This window comes from Providencia sp. PROV205 (genome assembly GCF_028479505.1).
GTDB classification, from domain to species: domain Bacteria; phylum Pseudomonadota; class Gammaproteobacteria; order Enterobacterales; family Enterobacteriaceae; genus Providencia; species Providencia huaxiensis.
The window spans coordinates 19,096-40,233 of the sequence record NZ_JAMPNU010000025.1; the positions used below are offsets into that span (position 1 = coordinate 19,096).

General features: G+C 41.0%; 16 protein-coding genes and 4 tRNA genes. 2 read left to right on the forward strand and 18 right to left on the reverse strand.

What is annotated here, in order from left to right:
* Nucleotides 1–39: 39 nt before the first annotated feature.
* The 17 genes from gshA to gpt all read right to left on the reverse strand — a co-directional run bounded on the left by gshA (nt 40) and on the right by gpt (nt 16,825).
* The gene (gene gshA / locus PR800_RS15280) at nt 40–1,599 is read right to left on the reverse strand and encodes a glutamate--cysteine ligase (protein ID WP_102139734.1); all 1,560 of its coding nucleotides are present in this window, start codon (nt 1,597–1,599) and stop codon (nt 40–42) included.
* Between the two features lie 196 nt (nt 1,600–1,795).
* Nucleotides 1,796–1,872 (reverse strand) — tRNA-Arg (locus PR800_RS15285).
* A 94-nt stretch (nt 1,873–1,966) separates the two neighbouring features.
* Nucleotides 1,967–2,043, reverse strand: a tRNA-Arg gene (locus PR800_RS15290).
* A 138-nt stretch (nt 2,044–2,181) separates the two neighbouring features.
* Nucleotides 2,182–2,258: transfer RNA gene (locus PR800_RS15295), tRNA-Arg, on the reverse strand.
* Nucleotides 2,259–2,269: 11 nt separating this feature from the next.
* A tRNA-Ser gene (locus PR800_RS15300) sits at nt 2,270–2,362 on the reverse strand.
* A gap of 436 nt (nt 2,363–2,798) precedes the next feature.
* A complete protein-coding gene (gene csrA / locus PR800_RS15305) occupies nt 2,799–2,984 on the reverse strand; it encodes a carbon storage regulator CsrA (protein WP_004264815.1) in 186 nt (61 codons plus the stop codon).
* 228 nt (nt 2,985–3,212) lie between these two features.
* Complete coding sequence (gene alaS, locus PR800_RS15310; protein ID WP_195698308.1) at nt 3,213–5,840, reverse strand: alanine--tRNA ligase; 2,628 nt, start codon at nt 5,838–5,840, stop codon at nt 3,213–3,215.
* Between the two features lie 326 nt (nt 5,841–6,166).
* Nucleotides 6,167–7,234 carry a recombinase RecA gene (gene recA, locus PR800_RS15315; protein WP_102139736.1) on the reverse strand — a complete coding sequence of 356 codons (1,068 nt, stop codon included), beginning with the start codon at nt 7,232–7,234 and terminating at the stop codon, nt 6,167–6,169.
* A gap of 104 nt (nt 7,235–7,338) precedes the next feature.
* A complete protein-coding gene (gene pncC, locus PR800_RS15320) occupies nt 7,339–7,842 on the reverse strand; it encodes a nicotinamide-nucleotide amidase (RefSeq protein WP_231068257.1) in 504 nt (167 codons plus the stop codon).
* A 14-nt stretch (nt 7,843–7,856) separates the two neighbouring features.
* Nucleotides 7,857–9,059 carry a lysophospholipid transporter LplT gene (gene lplT / locus PR800_RS15325; RefSeq protein WP_195698306.1) on the reverse strand — a complete coding sequence of 401 codons (1,203 nt, stop codon included), beginning with the start codon at nt 9,057–9,059 and terminating at the stop codon, nt 7,857–7,859.
* A 1-nt stretch (nt 9,060) separates the two neighbouring features.
* Nucleotides 9,061–11,208, reverse strand: coding sequence for a bifunctional acyl-ACP--phospholipid O-acyltransferase/long-chain-fatty-acid--ACP ligase (aas, locus tag PR800_RS15330; RefSeq protein WP_166267725.1), 2,148 nt, complete (start codon nt 11,206–11,208; stop codon nt 9,061–9,063).
* Between the two features lie 140 nt (nt 11,209–11,348).
* Complete coding sequence (gene aroL / locus PR800_RS15335) at nt 11,349–11,846, reverse strand: shikimate kinase AroL (protein ID WP_102139740.1); 498 nt, start codon at nt 11,844–11,846, stop codon at nt 11,349–11,351.
* Nucleotides 11,847–11,973: 127 nt separating this feature from the next.
* The gene (gene proA / locus PR800_RS15340; protein WP_206276196.1) at nt 11,974–13,227 is read right to left on the reverse strand and encodes a glutamate-5-semialdehyde dehydrogenase; all 1,254 of its coding nucleotides are present in this window, start codon (nt 13,225–13,227) and stop codon (nt 11,974–11,976) included.
* 2 nt (nt 13,228–13,229) lie between these two features.
* Nucleotides 13,230–14,333, reverse strand: coding sequence for a glutamate 5-kinase (gene proB / locus PR800_RS15345; RefSeq protein WP_102139782.1), 1,104 nt, complete (start codon nt 14,331–14,333; stop codon nt 13,230–13,232).
* A 116-nt stretch (nt 14,334–14,449) separates the two neighbouring features.
* A complete protein-coding gene (gene crl, locus PR800_RS15350; protein WP_102139742.1) occupies nt 14,450–14,851 on the reverse strand; it encodes a sigma factor-binding protein Crl in 402 nt (133 codons plus the stop codon).
* A gap of 71 nt (nt 14,852–14,922) precedes the next feature.
* On the reverse strand, nt 14,923–16,173 hold the full coding sequence (frsA, locus tag PR800_RS15355; protein ID WP_102139743.1) for an esterase FrsA: 1,251 nt from the start codon (nt 16,171–16,173) through the stop codon (nt 14,923–14,925).
* A gap of 187 nt (nt 16,174–16,360) precedes the next feature.
* Nucleotides 16,361–16,825 carry a xanthine phosphoribosyltransferase gene (gpt, locus tag PR800_RS15360; protein ID WP_102139783.1) on the reverse strand — a complete coding sequence of 155 codons (465 nt, stop codon included), beginning with the start codon at nt 16,823–16,825 and terminating at the stop codon, nt 16,361–16,363.
* Between the two features lie 435 nt (nt 16,826–17,260).
* Here gpt and pepD point away from each other — a divergent pair, with 435 nt between their 5' ends.
* The gene (gene pepD / locus PR800_RS15365) at nt 17,261–18,721 is read left to right on the forward strand and encodes a beta-Ala-His dipeptidase (protein ID WP_272531112.1); all 1,461 of its coding nucleotides are present in this window, start codon (nt 17,261–17,263) and stop codon (nt 18,719–18,721) included.
* A 49-nt stretch (nt 18,722–18,770) separates the two neighbouring features.
* Here pepD and dinB read toward each other — a convergent pair whose 3' ends face one another.
* Nucleotides 18,771–19,826, reverse strand: coding sequence for a DNA polymerase IV (dinB, locus tag PR800_RS15370; RefSeq protein ID WP_166267731.1), 1,056 nt, complete (start codon nt 19,824–19,826; stop codon nt 18,771–18,773).
* Nucleotides 19,827–20,108: 282 nt separating this feature from the next.
* On the opposite strand from dinB, the gene PR800_RS15375 reads away from it, so the two are divergent.
* Nucleotides 20,109–21,005 carry a glycerophosphodiester phosphodiesterase family protein gene (locus PR800_RS15375; RefSeq protein ID WP_102139746.1) on the forward strand — a complete coding sequence of 299 codons (897 nt, stop codon included), beginning with the start codon at nt 20,109–20,111 and terminating at the stop codon, nt 21,003–21,005.
* The last annotated feature ends 133 nt before the right edge of the window (nt 21,006–21,138 follow it).

A 21,138-nucleotide genomic window follows, 5' to 3' on the forward strand; every position in this document is an offset into this window, starting at 1 on the left:
AAGAGATTTTTTTTTGGCCACCTAGCGTGGCCATTTCTTTTAGCGTCCTGCATGAATGCGCAGATAGTCCTCAAAGCTTTCGCTCTCACTTTGTTCCATCTTTGCTTGCTTCTCTATTGAAGCTAATCGTGCTTGCTCAAATTGCTCTTCAGTTATCACTTCATACGGCTCATTCACTAGCTGTTCAAAATATTTTTCAGCTAATTCTAACCCGTAACCACCAATACCTTTTTCTAACATTTCATCCATAACAAGCGCTGAATACGTGAGAGTTGGGTCTTTAAACATAGCGAAAAATTGGTGACAAACTTCTTGATATTTGGCATCACAACAAGTGTCTAACACTTCAGCAACGCGGATCAAGTCATTAAATAATTGCTGTCCAACGTCAACTAGTGGTTTAACTTCGCTGCCACAGCCGAAACCAATGACTTGGCCTGGTTTACGACCTTCAAGAATGACACGATTCCAGTTTTGACGACAGCAGTCTAATTCCTGTGCATTCATTTCAGGTGCATCAGCAAGTACACACCATATTAAGAATAGATCAACAAAACGTGCTTGAGTTTCATTAACACCTATCGCACTGAATGGATTGATATCCAGTGAGCGGACTTCAATGTACTCAATACCACCACGTAATAACGCATCAGAAGGTGATTCACTGCCTTTAGGTACGCGTTTAGGTCGTATTGGAGCGTAGAGCTCATTTTCAATTTGTAGCACATTCGTATTCAGTTGAATATATTTGCCATCTTTTTTAACACCCAGTTTTTCAAATTCAGCAGAAGGCTTATAAATGGCTTTTTTCAGGCTTTCGACATATTCATCCAATTTATTGAATGTGATGTTTAAATCACTCTGTGATTTATTTGTATACCCTAAGTCACTCATGCGTAATGATGTCGCATAAGGCAAGTAATACGTACCACAGTCCGTTTTATCAAATGATAGCGTTGTCTCCCTATCTTTCAAAAAAGAGCCGCAGATAGCCGGAGATGCGCCAAATAGATAAGGAATAACCCAACCGAAGCGATAGTAATTTCTAATCAGGCGTAAATAGCCTTCAGAAATTTTTTCTTTACCACTTTCTGCGTCTTCAATTCCTGCCCATGCTTGCCAAAATTCGATCGGCAAAGAGAAGTTATAATGCACCCCTGCTATCGTCTGCATCAAAGCACCATAACGATTTTTAAGGCCTTCACGGTACAGTGTTTTAAACTGCCCCACATTAGAAGAACCATATTGTGCAAGAGTGATTCTATCTTCACTTTCAATAAAGCATGGCATACTCAACGGCCACATTCTTTCATTCTGAAGGTGACGAGCTGTATAACGATGCAAATCCCGCAAAAAAGCCAAATTATGGCTAATGCTTTTATCTACAGGAGTAATAAATTCGAGTAAGGACTCCGCAAAATCTGTCGTGATCCATTTATGTGTTAAAGCTTTTCCCAGCCCTTCTGGATGCAAGGTCTCTGCAATTGCGCCTGTAGGGGTTACACGCAATGTTTCACGCTCTATACCACGTTGAATACCATTTAGTGTTTCTGGGTGCGCCTCTAACCATGAGAGCGCTTTCGATACGTCCGGGATCAAGTCGACCTCCCGCCTGTGATGTTAATTTATTTTATTAAGGCAATTACTTTAGCCTAAATCACATAAATTGTCGCTGTCTAGATGTGTGGTTTATGAGGGAATAAATCAAAGTGGTATAGAAAATACGATTTAGTTAATTTTATAAATGACAATTTTGGGCAAAAAAAAACTCCTCAAATGAGGAGTTTCTTAATGATGGTGCATCCGGGAGGATTCGAACCTCCGACCGCTCGGTTCGTAGCCGAGTACTCTATCCAGCTGAGCTACGGATGCAAAATTTGGTCGATAGTAAATCGATAGTTTCAATAACTATTATTGAGTTAAATTAAAAGGTATTATTGATATTGCTAAGTTATTAGCTAAGAGATGGTGCATCCGGGAGGATTCGAACCTCCGACCGCTCGGTTCGTAGCCGAGTACTCTATCCAGCTGAGCTACGGATGCATACTTAATGCAAGATGTGCTGCTCTCTCAAACTTCTGTATCAACTTCTACTTCTATAAATCAACTTCTTAGTTACTGCCTTGTTTGGCTGCTAAAACCAAAACAATACCCCATCAGATGTTCTCATAGGGTTAAAGATGGTGCATCCGGGAGGATTCGAACCTCCGACCGCTCGGTTCGTAGCCGAGTACTCTATCCAGCTGAGCTACGGATGCATAATCTAAAATGGCGGTGAGGGAGGGATTCGAACCCTCGATGCAGCTTTTGACCGCATACTCCCTTAGCAGGGGAGCGCCTTCAGCCTCTCGGCCACCTCACCATATTTTAGTTACACACGATTTGTTTTTTCAAACATCTCGTTGCTGTGTGGCGCACATATTACTTTCCTAGACTTAGAAGTCAAACAATTTTTCCAAACTTTTTGCATTCCGTTGTCCGTTTGCACATTTCACAAGCAAGATGATTAGTTTAACACCGAAAAAGATACTTTTCAGCCCTTATGACACTAACTTTATAAACAAAAATACAGGGACAAAATTATTCTATAAACGAATAAAAATGAGTTCACGGGATTGATTAGCCTATATTTCAAACAAAAGGAAACAAAATTTCAGTACAAGGAAACCTAAGACTAAACAATAAAATGAGTTTGACGCTAGAGAATTATAAAAGCGAAAGGGTATTTTTAGAAAATATACGAGTAAGACAAGCGCCCATTCTTGCTGTGTGGTCAATCATTGGACGCTTATTCATTATTATTGATTATCTGGTTGAGTCTTTTCAGCCTGGATCCGTTGATAAATTTCTTCACGGTGAACAGAAACTTCTTTTGGGGCATTAACACCAATACGAACTTGGTTGCCTTTGACACCCAATACAGTAACTGTTACCTCATCGCCTATCATGAGTGTTTCACCAACTCGACGAGTCAGAATAAGCATTCTTTGCTCCTTGAAATATTAAAAGAGTCGGGTCTCTAGGTATCCCCCGCTATTGTCCATCACACACCGTGAAAACGTAAAGCAATGACATTCACCTAAAGCATTGATGCCATCAATACAAGCATTCTAATTATTTACAAGCAAAATATAGCACTACAAACGATACATTAACAATGCCGCAACAGATTAAAGTTGCCTCATTTTTCAATGAGGCAACTTTGTAAGTGCTTACAGGCGTGCTTCAACCCATTCTTCGACACTCGCCATAGCAGCAGGTAATGCGCTAGCGTCAGTACCTCCTGCTTGAGCCATGTCTGGGCGGCCACCACCTTTACCACCTACCTGACTTGCAATGTGGGAAATCAAATCCCCTGCTTTAACTTTAGCCGTCAAATCATTAGTTACCCCAACGATCATACTGACTTTATCACCACTTGTTGTTGAAAGCACGATAATCGCTGATTTCAACTGATTTTTAAGGTCATCAACCATAGTTCTCAATAACTTAGGATCAGTATCTCCTAATTGAGTGACTAACAATTTGATGCCTTTCACCTCTTTCGCTTTGCTACTTAGTGAAGCACTTTCTTGAGATGCTTGTTGATCTTTTAGTTGCACAATTTCTTTTTCGAGCTGGCGAGATTTGTCCAATGCCGCTTTTACTTTCTCGACAAGGCTATTCATATCACCTTTTACTAAGTGTGCAATTGCCGAAAGTTGCTCTGATTGATGATGAATGCTTTCAATCGCCATTGTGCCTGTCGTCGCTTCAATACGACGAACGCCTGCTGCCGTACCAGATTCACTCAAGATACGGAATAAACCAATATCTCCAGTGCGGCGCGCATGTGTACCACCACATAACTCGATAGAGAAATCACCCATACTCAGAACGCGCACGCGCTCTTCATATTTTTCACCGAACAATGCCATAGCACCTTTTGCTTTAGCGCCTTCTAAATCCATCAGCTCAGTTTCAATTTCTAAGTTTTTACGGATTTGCGCATTCACAATATCTTCTACTTGACGTAGTTGATCTTGTGTCATCGCCTCAAAATGAGAGAAGTCAAAACGCAAGTATTTATCATTAACCAGTGAACCCTTTTGAGAAACATGGTCGCCTAATACTTGGCGTAATGCCGCATGCAGTAAGTGCGTTGCTGAGTGATTTAAACGGATAGCATCACGTCTAGCGTTATCCACGAATGCAGTAATTCTATGGTTAACAACCAGCGAACCCGCTTCTACTTGACCAATATGCCCAATCGCTTGACCATATTTTTGCGTGTCCGTGACTTTAAAACTCGCGCTCTCATTATTTAAATAACCCGTATCACCGACTTGCCCACCAGACTCTGCATAAAATGCTGTTTTATCTAGTATAACTAAGCCTTCTTCACCCGCATTCAAGCTGTCTACAGGCTGGCCATCTTTATATAGTGCAGTAATAGTGGCTTGTTGCTCATCATATTGATAACCGGAGAATTCACTACGCTTATCAACTTTAATTAAAGAGTTATAATCCGCGCCAAAACCACTGGATTCACGTGCACGACGACGCTGGTCTTCCATCGCTCGCTCAAAGCCGTCTTCGTCGACTTTAATATTGCGTTCGCGGCAAACATCTGCCGTTAAATCGATTGGGAAACCATAGGTGTCATATAAGCGGAATGCAGCTTCACCATCCAGAGTATCCCCTTTCAGTGAAGCAAGTTCTTCATCTAATAATTGAAGACCGCGTTCTAAAGTACGAGCAAATTGCTCTTCTTCGGTCTTAAGAACTTTTTCAACCATAGCTTGCTGGCGTCCAAGTTCATCTGCCGCAGACCCCATGACTTTAATCAGTGGCGCAACTAATTTGTAGAAGAAGGTGTCTTTTGCACCAAGCATATAACCGTGACGAACAGCACGACGGATAATACGACGCAACACATAACCACGACCTTCGTTCGATGGAATAACGCCATCGCTAACAAGGAATGCACAAGAACGGATATGGTCAGCAATAACACGTAATGATTTGTTTTCTAAATCTGTCGCGCCAGTTGCTTTAGCTGCAGCTGCGATAAGTTCACGGAAAATATCAATTTCATAGTTTGAATTAACGTGCTGCAATACCGCAGAAATACGCTCTAAGCCCATTCCTGTGTCAACTGAAGGTTTTGGTAGAGGTTCCATTGTCCCGTCAGACTGACGGTTAAATTGCATGAACACCAAGTTCCAAATTTCAATATAGCGGTCACCGTCTTCTTCAGGGCTTCCTGGAGGCCCACCCCATATATGATCACCGTGATCATAGAAAATCTCGGTACATGGGCCACAAGGACCTGTATCACCCATCTGCCAGAAGTTATCTGACGCATATGGTGCACCCTTGTTATCACCGATACGAATAATACGCTCAACTGGAATACCAATTTCTTTATTCCAGATATCATAAGCTTCGTCATCAGTTGCGTAAACGGTCACCCATAACCTTTCTTTTGGTAAGTTAAACCATTCTTCGCTGGTCAATAACTCCCAAGCAAAACGAATAGCGTCATGCTTAAAGTAATCACCAAAGCTAAAATTGCCTAACATTTCAAAAAATGTATGGTGGCGAGCAGTATAGCCCACATTTTCTAAGTCGTTATGTTTACCACCTGCACGCACACAGCGCTGCGCAGTTGTCGCTCGGGAGTATGCTCTTTTATCCAGGCCAAGAAATACATCTTTGAACTGGTTCATCCCTGCGTTTGTGAACAATAGTGTAGGGTCATTATTTGGCACTAGTGAACTACTAGAGACCACTTGATGACCTTTTGTATGAAAAAAGTCGAGAAACGCTTGACGGATCTCAGCGGTGCTTTTACTCATATTTATCCCGATATCAAGCTGGAAACAGAATTACGAATTGTTGAGATGGAATGTAACATCACCTCTAATCAACTCTCCGATTGAAAAGTGACTGATAAGATAAAGTCTCTTTGTGCAGAAGTAAAATATAGATACATCCATTCGCAGCTTTCATTGTAAAGCGTCTAGATATTTTCTGAAAGTATGTTTATACGTTTCACTGGTGTATTTTTCCACAGAAAAACTGTTCAATAAACTATTAATGCAATAGGTGTAAAATAAAACAGGCGCCACCACATCAGTGGAGCGCCTATAAATTATCAATTAATCAATCAATTAGGTTGATATTAAAATTCTTCTGGTGTTTCTTCTTCATCAGCATCATTGATAAAGTCTGTTGCCGCACTGCTAAACTCACCGGTGTGGTTCAATAGCATTTCACGCAGTTTGGTATCAATTTCTTGAGCGACTTCAGGATGCTCTTTTAAATAATTTGTTGAATTAGCTTTACCTTGGCCAATCTTGTCACCGTTATAGCTATACCAAGCCCCAGCTTTTTCAATTAACTTGTGTTTTACACCCAAGTCAATTAGCTCACCAAAGGTATTAATACCTTCACCATACAAAATTTGGAATTCCGCTTGTTTAAACGGTGCTGCAACTTTGTTTTTTACTACTTTAACGCGAGTTTCACTACCGACGATTTCCTCGCCATTTTTCACAGCACCAATACGACGGATATCTAAACGAACAGATGCGTAGAATTTTAATGCATTACCGCCCGTTGTTGTTTCTGGGTTACCAAACATAACACCAATCTTCATACGAATTTGGTTGATAAAGATCAGTAGAGTGTTAGATGTCTTTAAGTTACCCGCTAATTTACGCATTGCTTGGCTCATCATACGAGCTGCTAAGCCCATATGTGAATCACCAATTTCACCTTCAATTTCAGCTTTCGGTGTTAACGCAGCAACGGAGTCAACGATGATCACATCAACTGCGCCTGAACGAGTTAATGCATCACAAATTTCTAGCGCTTGCTCACCTGTATCAGGTTGAGAACACAGTAAGTTATCGATATCTACGCCTAGTTTTTTAGCATAGATAGGGTCTAAAGCGTGTTCAGCATCGATGAAAGCACACGTTTTACCGCTACGTTGTGCTGCTGCAATAACTTGCAGGGTTAATGTTGTTTTACCTGAGGATTCAGGGCCGTAGATTTCAACAATACGACCTAGTGGCAAGCCACCAGCACCCAATGCAACATCAAGGGATAAGGAGCCTGTTGAGATAGTTTCAACATCCATAGAGCGATCTTCACCAAGACGCATAATGGAACCTTTACCAAATTGTTTTTCAATTTGGCCTAATGCTGCTGCAAGTGCTTTTTGTTTGTTTTCATCAATAGCCATGTTTACTCCCTAAGTGCAATGATTTGACCACTGCAAATAAAACGATTGAATTCGGTTTGTTGAAATTAATTATACTGTATAATCATACAGTATCAAGGAAATTTTTAATTTAACTGTTTTAAAAGTGTTTCAAGTATATAAGCTGTTGATTGAAAACGAACTTCATTTCTGTTTCCTTGAAACACTCTATGTTGTGTAGTGACAAATACTGTCTGGTCTGCCTGTTTTTGTGCAAAACCAAACCATACCGTACCAACAGGTTTTTCTACACTACCGCCCCCAGGGCCTGCAATCCCACTAACTGAAACAGCGAAATCTGCACAGGCTTCTTGCAAAGCACCTGTCGCCATTTCAGTCACAACTTGTTGGCTTACAGCACCATATCGCTGTAAAGATTCATCCTTAACACCGATCATCTGATGCTTTGCTTCATTACTGTATGTCACAAAGCCACGCTGAAAGTAATCTGAACTACCCGATATATCGGTTAAAACCTTAGCGACCCAGCCCCCAGTACAAGACTCTGCGGTTGTGACTGTTTTACCCTGTTCTTTCAGTTTTAGCCCAACCTGAATACTCAGTGTTTCAAGCAGCTTCTCATCTATCATGATGTTATCTACCTTTATACCATTTTTTTACGAGCACGATCCCAAACCCATAAACCCGCAATCGCAATTGCGAAGACAGCACCAAAACCAATACCCGCATTCACAACTGACAAACCTGCTTTAATTGCTAATGAGTACAAGCCTAACATAATCAGCATTGCACTATTTTCACCTAAATTTTGTACCGCAATCGCATTCCCTGCCCCAACGGTCTCCTTCCCTTTTTCTTGCAATAATGCATTCAACGGAACGACAAATAAACCGCCAAAAATACCAAGAATAATTAAAATAAAATAGGATGGAATAATATTAGTTTGCAACGAAAGTAACACCACCATTATCCCGATAATAACGCCAGCAGGGATACAACGATAAACCGTTTTTAAGGTAATAAATTTGGCAGCAAGCCCAGCACCTGCGACTATTCCCACCGCAACCATTGCATTTAGAATAGTTGGCGTTGTGTTGTCTTGTAACCCCAACGCCACAGGTACCCATGCAACGAGCAGAAAACGTAGCGTTACCCCAGCCCCCCAAAACAAGCTGGTTCCTACTAGTGAAAAACGGCTTTCTTGGTTTGCCCATAGCACGCGACAAGCACTAAAAAAAGACGTCATCAATAATTTAAGATCCCAACCTTTTCCAGGCCTCGCAGCTTGTAAGTGTGGAATGAAAAAATTCGCGATAACGGCTAATGCGTATAGTACAGCACATGTTCCCAGCGCTAAGATTAAGTTAATATCGGAAAGCATTCCGCCAACAACTGACCCCACTAAAATGGCTGCAATTGTTGAAGCTTCCATGACACCATTGGCCTTAACGAGGTTATCTCCCCCGGTCAGTTCCCCCAAAATACCGTATTTAGCTGGTGAATATGAAGCTGCGCCGATTCCCACTAACCCATAACAAAGGAATGGGTTTAGGCCAAAACAAATCCCTAATGCCCCAATAAACTTGAAGATGTTAGAAAACAGCATCACGCGTCCCTTTGAGAACCTATCTGCGATTTGCCCAACAAACGGTGCTAAAACGATGTACGTAAAAACAAACACCATTTGCAGGATAGGATGACTCCATTCAGGGTAAAATTCGGCTTTTAGCTGGGCTAATATGGCGAATAATAATGCGTTATCTGCAAATGCAGAGAGAAACTGTGAAGCAAGAACGGCTTTCATCCCTCTGCTCATTAACGGTGAATTGGAAGTACTTTCTTGCATCTTATTCATCCTTTAATGCCATTTGCTTTAATGTGACAAAATCCGTTTTACCGCTACCGAGTACTGGCAACTCTTTAACAAAACGAATATCGCGAGGAACCGCTAACTCGGTTAACCCTTTGCTTTTGGCTGCGCTAGACAATGCGCTACGGTCTAATTCTTTATCTGTTGTGAACAAAACAAGCGCTTCACCCTTACTGCTGTCTGGCTTTGTCACCACACCGTGATTTGCACTAGGAGAAAGAGAGGCCACCATTTGCTCGATACTTTCGAGGGAAACCATTTCGCCTGCAAGTTTAGCAAAACGTTTAACACGGCCTTTTATCGTACAGAAATTTTTATGATCTAATTCAACGATATCACCTGTGTCGTACCAACCTTCCTCTATTTCACCTTGTGCATTTTCAGCTTGCGGTGTTTCAAGTACGCCTGGAGCTTCAACACGCAAATACCCTTTCATGATATTTGGGCCTTTAAGCTGTAGTTTACCACCTTGTTCAATACCAGAGATTGGGATAATTCGCGCTTCCATATCGGGTAAAATCTGCCCTACAGAGCCTTCTTTCGCGGCCATAGGGACATTGATTGATACAATTGGAGCACACTCAGTTACCCCATAACCTTCAAGAATTCGGATGCCAAATTTATCAAACCAGATCTTTTTCGTTTTATCCGATAATTTTTCTGCGCCGGCAACCACATAACGCAAACGTGCAAAATCATACTGATGAGCAAACCGTGCGTAGTTACCTAAAAAGGTTGATGTCCCAAATAATACGGTACAGTTTTTGTCATAGACTAATTCAGGAATGATCCGGTAATGCAATGGGCTTGGATAAAGGAAAACTCGGCTCCCTGAAAATAGTGGGATAAATAAGCCAACCGTCAAACCAAATGCGTGAAATAGCGGCAGTGATGACATAAAGCGGTCACGAGGTGTGAAATCAGCGATCGTTTTAATTTGTTCTACGTTTGCCATTAAACTGGCATGGCTATGGACAACACCTTTGGGTGTACCTTCTGAGCCGGATGTAAATAAAACAATCGCTTCATCGGACGGTTTTCGGGGAATAATCGCTTTTTTAGGGTTAAGTAAGTGCTTAATAATCCATATTTTATCTTGCCATGTTACCGTGTCTTTTAAATCTTCAAGGTAAATCCAACTGGCTTCTGGCACTTGTTCTGGAATATGCGTTAAGTTGCCTTTTTCCAAAAACTGGCGGGAAGTAAAGACCACTTTCGCTGCAGAAGCTTTTAACGCGTTGCTAATACCATGACTGCCCGCAGTGTAATTAAGCATAGCAGGTACTCGGCCTCTCATTAAAGCGCCAAAGATCGCAGCCGCGGTGACTGTCGCATTTGGCAATAATAAGCCAACCCTTTCATTTTCATGTGTATAACGTTCGATAATACGACCAACCCCTAACGTTTTTTTCAATAGAGATTGATATGAATCCTCTTTAAATGCGATGTCTTCAATACAAGGCGTACGGCGCCCAAAAAACTGGACACTTTGAATAAACTCTTCAACTAATGTGACTTGTGGTAAACAAGACATACGAGCAGATTTCATGATTTGGTACAGGTGTTCACCCGCCAAGGCACGACGCTCTACAGCCTTAGGTGCTTCTGGCATTGGAATATCTTGTGCCGGCAAGATATGCAATGTGATCTTCGGAAACCATTTTAATGGAAAAATCCCTTTCAGACGCCCAAAGTGGCTATATTGAGCCCCTTCAATACGAATAGGCACAACTTTTGCTTCGGACTTTGCGGCCACAAACGCTGCGCCTTCGTATATTTTCATTAAAGAGCCATGAACCGAAATTCGGCCTTCTGGGAAAATAACTATCGGGCGCCCTTTTTCTACCTCTTTAACAAGATGGCGAATACCTAGAGGGTTGGCAGGATCAAGGGGGACAATATCTGCATAGGGCTTAAGCCGCTTCACCATTTTCGGTGTGGCAAATGTCGAATAAACAGCAAATACAGGTTTAACAGGCAAGAAAAGTGCAATTAATACACCATCAAGGAAAGAAACATGATTAGGTGTAATTAAGCATTTATCATGACTAAATTCTTTCGCATCACCAATAACTTGTACACGAAATAAAAATTTAAGTACTGTTTTGACTATCTTTGCCAACATAATGAGTCCCTATACTATGATTATATTTTTATATATTAGAGTGATACGTTTCTACCCTTAGTTGCGTCTATCTTACTGAGCCGCTCCCTTTACTCTAATTGGTATATTCCGAAAATACCGATGGCTTACCCTAAATACGTTTAAGTTAAATCATTAAGTTGTGTGATGATATCGTCGACTGGCTGCGCAGCATCAATAATATGGTGTGCTGTCGCGCGATAGATAGGCTCCCTTTGCTGCATCACTTCTTCAATTTCTTCAACTAAAGATTTCCCCGTCAAGCTTGGCCGCTGATCTGCTTGTGGCTCTGCAGCAAGGCGTTTTGCTAAAACTTCAGGATTGGTATTTAAATAAATAACGGTGCCGTTATTACGCATAATTTGCTGATTTTCTTCTGCGAGAACAAGCCCCCCACCAGTTGAAACAATCATATCGCTTTGCGTAATCGACTTAAGGACGTCAGTCTCTAACTGGCGAAAGTAATCCCAACCGTGCTGTTCAACAATTTCAGCAATACTTTTTCCGGCTTTTTCTAAAATCAATTTATCTGTATCAACAAATTGATAACCTTTAGATTCTGCAAACTTTTTACCAATTGTGGTTTTACCCGCACCTCTTGGACCGATAATGTAAAACATTAAATTTCATCCCATCATCATAAATACTAAGCAATACTAACTACAAATTTGCTTATGATAAATTGCCTAATTTGGCAAACAAAAAAAGAAAGCCACACAAGTGTGGCTATCTCATCATTTTTACTCTTTATGGACGACTTAAAAAGTCGCCATATCCGATCCATTTATACGTTGTCAGCGCATCTAACCCCATAGGGCCACGTGAATGTAATTTCTGCGTACTCACGGCAACCTCTGCGCCTAAACCGAACTGCCCACCATCGGTAAAACGAGTACTTGCATTAACATATACCGCTGCTGAATCTACACACTGAACAAAATAGTCAGCTTGATGGATAGACTCTGTCAAAATAGCATCAGAATGTGCGGTGCCATACTGGCGAATATGGTCGATAGCTGCATCAATATCATCAACAATTTCGACGTTAAGATCCAGTGATAGCCATTCATCAACAAGGTTTTCAGGTTTTACATCAACAACTTTTGCTGGGCCTTGTTTTAGCAATGGAAGCGCTTTCTCACTTGCATGTAGTGTAACTTGTTGCTGCGCCATTTTGTCACTTAAAAACGGTAAAAACTCATTCGCAATCTCTTTATGGACTAATAATGTTTCAAGTGAATTACAGGCACTTGGGCGCTGAACTTTTGCATTAATAATCACGTTAATGGCTTTATTAAAATCCACCGATTTATCAACAAATGTATGGCAAACGCCAATTCCACCCGTAATGACCGGGATCGTTGATTGCTCACGGCATAATTTATGCAAACCCGCACCACCACGAGGGATTAGCATATCGACGTAGCGATCTAATTTGAGTAATTGCGCGACTAATTCACGGTCTGGGTTATTGATAGCTTGTACTGCATCTGCTGGTAGCCCGCTATTTTCCAATGCTTTTTGAATAACTTCCACCACCGCGAGGTTAGTATGATGAGTCTCTTTCCCGCCACGTAAAATAACCGCATTACCTGTTTTTAAACATAACGAAGCCACATCTACGGTCACATTAGGGCGAGCTTCATAAATAACACCAACAACCCCTAGTGGGACACGACGACGTTGCAAATTTAAACCGCTATCCAATTGGCTTCCATCGATGATTTGCCCAACAGGATCCGCTAATTGGCATACTTTTCTGACATCATCAGCAATACTTTTTAAACGCTCTGGCGTCAATAATAAGCGGTCTTGCAGCGCTTCAGTCATACCGCTTTCTTTTGCCTGCGCCATGTCTTTTTGATTCGCTGCAAGTATAACTGCATTGTCTTTTTCTAGTAGATCAGCAATTTGTAATAGTGCTGCATTTTTTTGTTTGGTGCTTAACTGAGCTAATTGCCACGAAGCAACCCTTGCCGCCTTACCCATTGTTTCTAACATAATTAACTCACTATCATATCATCACGATGAACGGCCACAGAACCGTGTTCATAACCAAGTATTTTGCTGATTTCTTGTGAATGGTGCCCCGCAATCATTCTAAGTGCATCACTATTATAGTGGCTGACCCCATGAGCAAGGTCTTTTCCTGCCATATTACGAATACGGATCACAGCACCTCGAGAGAAATCACCTTCAATTTTCTGAATACCTTTTGGCAATAACGAGCTGCCTTTTTCCATGATCGCCAGTTGTGCACCATCATCAATATACACATCCCCAGCGGCTGGAGCGCCGAAAATCCAACGTTTACGATTTTCCATTGGGTTTTTTTGCCCATAAAAACGGGTGCCAACAGGAAGGTTTTCAATAACCGCATTAATAACATCCGGTTTATTTCCAGCAGCAATGATAACATCAATCCCTGCACGGCCTGCGACATCTGCCGCTTGCAGTTTAGTTGCCATTCCACCGGTTCCTAACCCACTGACGCTTCCCCCCGCCATTTCACGAAGTTCATCATTAATACCATATACTTCGGGGATCAATTTTGCGTTTGGATTACTGCGTGGATCGGCATCATATAAGCCTTCGATATCAGTCAGTAATAACAGTTTGTCAGCATCACCGAGGATCGCAGCCAAAGCAGATAGATTGTCATTATCACCGACTTTTATTTCCGCGGTAGCAACGGCATCATTTTCATTGATAACTGGAATAATTCCGTTATCTAACAGTGCTTGCAAGGTATCTCGTGCATTTAAGAAACGTTCTCTGTCTTCTAAATCGGCTCGTGTCAGTAACATTTGTCCGATATGAATGCCATAAATGGAGAATAACCGTTCCCATAACTGAATCAGACGACTTTGACCGACCGCCGCAAGCAACTGTTTAGATGCTATGGTAGCCGGCAGTTCGGGGTAATTTAAATGTTCGCGACCTGCGGCAATTGCCCCAGAAGTCACAATAATAATACGATGCCCTTTTTCATATTGCTGCGCGCACTGCCTAACCAACTCAACAATGTGAGCTTGATTTAAACGGCGCGAGCCCCCTGTTAATACACTGGTCCCTAATTTAACCACCAGCGTCTGGCTATTTTTCATCATTTTTCTGCCATTAGGATTAATAAACCAAAAAGTAGGTATCATTTTTATCAGGAGAAGCGCGTTATGCCAACAGGCATAACGCAAAATTCAACAAAAGTTGGTTTAAAACAAATTTATGCGCTTAATTCCAGTTTTAATTCTGCCATTAGCGGGGAGGGAAAGAGGCTCAACTCAAGTTCAGATAATTGTTTAACAAGGGCTTGATGAAAAGACACTAAATTTTGCTCAGTCGCCTCAATGGTTGCTGCATCTTTTAAGGTTTTAACTTGCCAGCTACCATGGCTATTGTATAGGCCAAAATGATAAGTAAATTCAAAGCCTTTATCAGTTGCAACCAATTTTAACCACCACCCCCAAAATTCACGTTTTTCTGGAGCAATATTTGCATTTACACAAACAACAAGGCTATCAAATATATAACAACCATTTAAACATTGTTTTTCACGTAAATAAGGTCCTATCGTAGCAAACTTCTTTAAATACTTTCCATTTGAGTAATCAGTCGGTAAAGCCATGTTAAGGATCTCCTTCTTGGGAAGATCCCTTTTTAACAAATGGGAAAAAATAAGCAAGTTATTAAATAAAATTAAAGTATTTTTGCTTTTAACCAATTGGTAGTTTCACTTAATGCCTTTTCAAAATTAGCAAAAACAGGCTTGCTTGGTAAAATTATCGTGTCAGCATCCATCGATGAACGTCGAATTAAATCAGATTCCGCTTTAGGGCTATAAATATCATCTTTAAGGCTAACCGATAACATTGGAACTTGATTACGTTTCCCTAAAAGCCCCTGATTTTTAAGTGAATAACAGCTTAATTCATGGCGTAAAGCAGAACCATCAACTTGATAAATACCCAAGCGACTGGCGAACACATCCAAAACCATCCGAGGAATATCTTGCTGATATTTTTCTTCATGCAATAAACTGTGCACAATTGGCCCTATGACAGCGACTGCTTTAATCTTATCAGGGCACATATAAGCCAATCTTAATGCTATATTTGCGCCAAAACGCATGCCCACAATGCCAAAACGCGTATGGTCAATCCAAGCAATATCCCCTAGTTGGCGAACGATTTGCTCATGTAACGTGCTTGTTTCCTGGGTCAGTTTTTGCTTAACAGAATAACCAATGGATGGCATGTCCAGTGTTAGCATCGCAATACCAAGAGGTTCAAGGTAGTCACGAAAATAGCGACAAAAATCAATTTGTAAGCTATCTAACATACCGCAGACCATCACCGTCGGGTAAGGCCCTTGACCCTGTGAAGGGATATGTAGAAAGCCGCAGACTTCTTTTCCACCATCAACTTTAAATGGAATTTTCTTTAAGCGGTATTGAGAAAATTTCGCTGCGCTATCATAAGCTTTACAAGCCAGCAAAATAGCTTGGTCAGCAAGCTCATCGCCCTTAATAAATGGGTAAGCAGCAATGCTGTACAAGTTAGCTGAACGTAACCAAGCATCCCCTGCCTCTGCACCTTTCTCAAACTCTAATGCTTTTTGCTGCCAATGCATGGCTTGCTGGGACCATTCGAAACACCAGTTTCCGCGCCGGTTGCCAATGACCGTATCCAATAAGTTATCATTACTGCGCTCGGCATCAGAGATAGCAATGCGGCTCAGTACTTCTTCAATTTCTAAGGCGTCGATCCCTCGCCAAATCCACATTAAGCGGTTGATCATACGATACCACCCCGCATGATGAGACCCGCTTAACACGCTATGTTCTTTGATTTGAGAAATGGTTTGAGATGAATAAGAGACTAGTGTTGACGTTTCAACTTGCCTGACTTTAGGTTTGAAAAGTTTTTCTGAAAGGTTTTGCTGAGTCATCCCTATTTCCTTGTCTATCAGAGTTGAACTTGGCCAAAAAATAAAGGGAATGCAAAAATGCATTCCCCAAATTATATCGCGTTTAGCTTAAAAATTTTAGGTATTAATGTGTTCTTGCAATCAATAAAGTCGATAATACTTTATAATAACAATGTTTTTTCACCTAAAACTCGCCTGAAACACCGATTTATTTATCTTGTTCACACAATGGTTTAACAAAAACGACACCCATATCCCATGGCTGTTCAATCCATGTGTCTTGTGGGATATCCACAACGTAATCATCAACTAATGGACGACCTGCTGGTTTTGCGAAAATAGTCACAAAGTGCGCTTTAGGGTACATATCACGAATAGCTTGTGCTGTACCGCCAGTATCAACGAGGTCATCAATCACAATATAGCCTTCACCATCACCTTCGGCGCGTTTAATCACGGTTAATTCGCGCTGGTTGTCATGGTCATAGCTAGAAATACAAACGGTGTCAACGTTACGAATACCAAGTTCGCGTGCGAGAAGTGCACCAGGAACAAGGCCACCACGGCTAACCGCGATAATACCAGTCCATTGCTCTACTGGTAATAAACGTTGTGCGAGTTTACGGGCATGTATTTGCAACATATCCCACGTTACGACATATTTTTCGCTCATATAATTCGGGTCCCGACTGCTGAGTAAATCTGAAATGTGTCTTGCGGAAAAAAGGTTGCGCGAGATTATAGTGATTTGGGCGGTTAAAAACCAGCAAAAAGCGTCATTCGTCATTAATTATTATCATTTACACTGTCCATTGCTCAAAAGAAAGTGTTATCCTGAGTTTATCAGCAATGCATCATTTAATTTTGCATATCAAGCTAGTAACTAACATAACTCAACTAAAAATCTCTGAGGTAATTTGAGTTGCTCGGTCAATAAAACTAGTGATGCCATACCCCAAGGAAATTAAATATTTTCCCTAAATAATTTGGGTTGTGGCTAGGCGGCAAATGAGAAAATCCCTAGGAGCATGCATAAGTATGTGGCTAGGGTTTACGAGTGAAGCCAACAACACTACAACTCAAAATATGACGGGAAAAGGAGAAAAACGTGTCTGAACTTGCTACATTATCCCCCCAACCGCTATGGGACATCTTCGCTAAAATCTGCTCTATCCCACACCCTTCATACCATGAAGAGGCCTTAGCAGCGCATATTGTTGATTGGTCTAAACAAAAGGGCTTTCACGTTGAACGCGATGAAGTGGGCAATATTCTGATCCGTAAACCTGCAACACCTGGTTATGAAAACCGCAAAGGAGTTGTTTTACAAGCTCACTTAGACATGGTGCCACAAAAAAATAACGACACGGTGCATGACTTTAAAACAGACCCAATTCGTCCATATGTTAATGGAGAGTGGGTCACTGCTGAAGGAACCACATTAGGCGCTGATAACGGCATTGGTTTAGCTTCTGCATTGGCGGTTCTTGCTGATGATAGTGTTGAACATGGCCCAATGGAAGTTCTCCTGACCATGACCGAAGAAGCCGGTATGGAAGGTGCCTTTGGCTTGAAAGCAGGCTGGTTGCAAGCAGATATTCTGATTAACACCGACTCTGAAGAAGAAGGTGAAATTTACATGGGTTGTGCTGGTGGTGTTGATTTTACAACCACATTTGACCTAACTCGTGAAGCCTTACCACAAGGCTATAAAACCTTCACAATGACCCTAAAAGGCTTAAAAGGTGGGCACTCAGGTGGTGATGTACATTTAGGCTTAGGTAATGCCAATAAGCTGCTAGCGCGTTTTCTGGCAGGGCACGCAGAAGATTTAAGCCTAAAATTATTAGATTTCAGAGGCGGTACTGTCCGTAATGCTATTCCTCGTGAAGCCTATGCCGTTATCGCTGTTCCAGCAGACAAAGTTGCTGAATTAACGGCATTAAGAGCACGTTATGAAGATATTCTGAAAAACGAATTAGCTGTCGTCGAGCCTAACCTTGTTCTACTGCTAGACGAAGCACAGAGTGAGTTAAAAGCGCTTTCTGATGACTGCCAAAAACGTTTTGTTTTCTTCTTAAATGCTGCGCCAAATGGTGTAATTCGCATGAGTGATGTTGCCATTGGCGTGGTTGAAACATCACTTAACGAAGGCGTTGTACGACTAACTGAAGATAAAGCAGAAATTATCTTTCTTGTTCGTTCTCTTATCGATAGCGGCAAAAACTACGTTGTTAACATGCTGACCTCTATCAGTAAATTAGCACAAGCCCAATACCGAGCGGAAGGCAGCTACCCAGGTTGGCAGCCAGATGCAGACTCACCAGTGATGCATTTAGTTAGCGATACCTACAACAAACTGTTTGGTAAAATCCCTAATGTGATGGTGATCCACGCAGGCCTTGAGTGTGGCTTATTCAAAAAACCTTACCCAGACATGGATATGGTTTCTATTGGGCCAACCATTCGTGGGGCACACTCCCCTGATGAGCGTGTGCATATTGCAAGTGTTGGTGAGTATTGGAAATTATTAACTGCGGTTTTAAAAGCAATTCCAGTTAAAGAATAAACAACTAATTAATTGCAAATCAAACACCTATCATACGATGGGTGTTTTTTTATAATTCAAGTAATAGTTGTCTTTCAAGCTGTGGGCTTTGTAGCATCACATGTAAGCCAACTAACCGAACACCACGCCCTAGGCGCCGATTATCCCAAACTTGTTTCGCTATTTGCACCAAATCCTGTTTATTGAGAACTGGATATACGTGTTCTTGTGTGGTTTGCTGGAAGTCTGCAAATTTAAATTTCACACCTTGGCGAGCAATGCGTAGGTCAGGTTTTACCTTCGCCAAACGCCGTTGGAGTTCATCATATAATTTATCAAGCAACAGCAAACAATCCCCCCACTGGTCAATATCCACAGCAAACGTACGCTCAACCCCCACCGACTTTCTCAGCCTATCAGGGTTAATAGCTCGCTCATCGATACCATGGCAACGCTCCCAAAGTACCTGTCCAAATTTACCCATGCTTTTAATCAATTCAACAACATCATATTTTTGGACATCCGCACAAGTCATCAACCCCATATCCGCTAATTTTTGGGCTGTTACCTTACCCACCCCAGGAATTTTTTTTAGAGGCAAGTTAAGAACAAATTGATCGATATTTTGCGGTGTGATTACGAATTGACCATTGGGTTTATTCATATCTGAAGCGATTTTCGCCAAAAACTTTATTGGCGCTATCCCCGCTGAAGCGGTTAATTGCAGTTCATCAAAGATTTGCTGGCGAATAGCCTCTGCGATTAACGTTGCAGAGCCGTGCAATTGTGTGCAATCCGTAACATCCAAATAAGCTTCATCAAGAGAAAGGGGCTCTATGAGGTCCGTATAGCGTGCAAATATCTTTTGAATATGCAAAGAGGTTTCTTTATAAAGTGCCATATGCCCAGGAACAACTTTCAAATGCGGGCAAAGCTTAAGTGCAATTGCTGTGGACATAGCACTGTGAACACCGTAGCGACGGGCTTCATAATTTGCAGTGCTAATAACGCCTCGACGATTTGCGCTTCCACCCACCGCAATAGGCACATTGCGAAGGCTTGGATCGTCCCGCATTTCTATCGCTGCATAAAAGCAGTCCATATCAATATGAATAATTTTACGCACGAGTTAACCCTGCCAATCAAACACCTGATTAAATATACAGTGTATTTGCTAGCCATGCAATCATTGTTACATCACCATAAAACTGATGAACAGGGTGCTAACTTAATGATAACTAGGTAATTCATCATATTGCAATAATCATCTGCCAAGCTATCCAATTAAAGACTCTACTTAAAGTTAGTCTTAAAAATAAGTGTTAATACTTACTTTTAAACAAAAAAGTAATAGAAAGAGTTGTTTTACCAACGACAATACCTTGAAAACTATCTATGGATTATATCTATGGCAATTATATCAACATCAAAATATGTTAATTTTATGGCAACTCTCATAATACTGTTTGCTAGCCAGACAGCTTTTGCACTATCCCCTAAAATTGTTGCGCATCGAGCAGGAACTGCGGATGCCCCTGAAAATACGCTTTACGCTATTGATTTAGCGATTAAAAATAAGTCAGATGCGATTTGGATAACCGTACAATTAAGTAAAGACAATCAATTAGTTTTATATCGACCAAGCAAACTGAATGAACTAACCGATAAAAAAGGTAAAGTATCCGCATACAACGCTGAGCAACTAAACCAAATCAATGCGGCTTATCAATTTAGCCAAAAACATAATCAACAGTTTCCTTTGCAGAAAACCACGATTAGTACGTTAAAAACTATTTTGCAAGAATATCCGAATACAACTTTCTATGTTGACCTGAAATCACCTGATGCAGACCCTAACATTCAAGCAGAAGCTATTCTTAATCTATTGAAAGAGACAAATAGTGTTAATCGAGTACGTTTTTATTCAACTAATGACGCATTTTTAAATGCACTGAAAACTCTTGAGCCTAAATTACAGTTATTCGAAAGCCGAGATGAAACTCGCACTATACTGGCAAATAGTGTGATAAGTCATCAATGTCCTATGGAAAATCATGAATCTGAAACCCGTTGGTTCGGTTTTGAATTACATCGAAAAATTGAAGTTGTTGAAAAATACACTTTAGGTGAAGCCCGTTCACCTGCGGTTATTTCATGGGATAAAGAAGCTATTGATTGTTTTAGAAAAAATGGTAATGCTTATATCATTGTTTTTGGTGTTAATAATGAAAGTGACTACCAACTCGCAAAAGAAATTGGTGTTGATGCTGTAATGGTTGACTCACCTAAAGCATTTAAAAAATAATATACTTCAATATAAAAACTAAGTTATTTCAATAATAGCTTAGTTTTTAACTTACATTATTTAAAATAATCATTTTATTTTATTACATAATAACAAGTTATATTAAGCCACGTCCGTAAGATTAAATAGTATA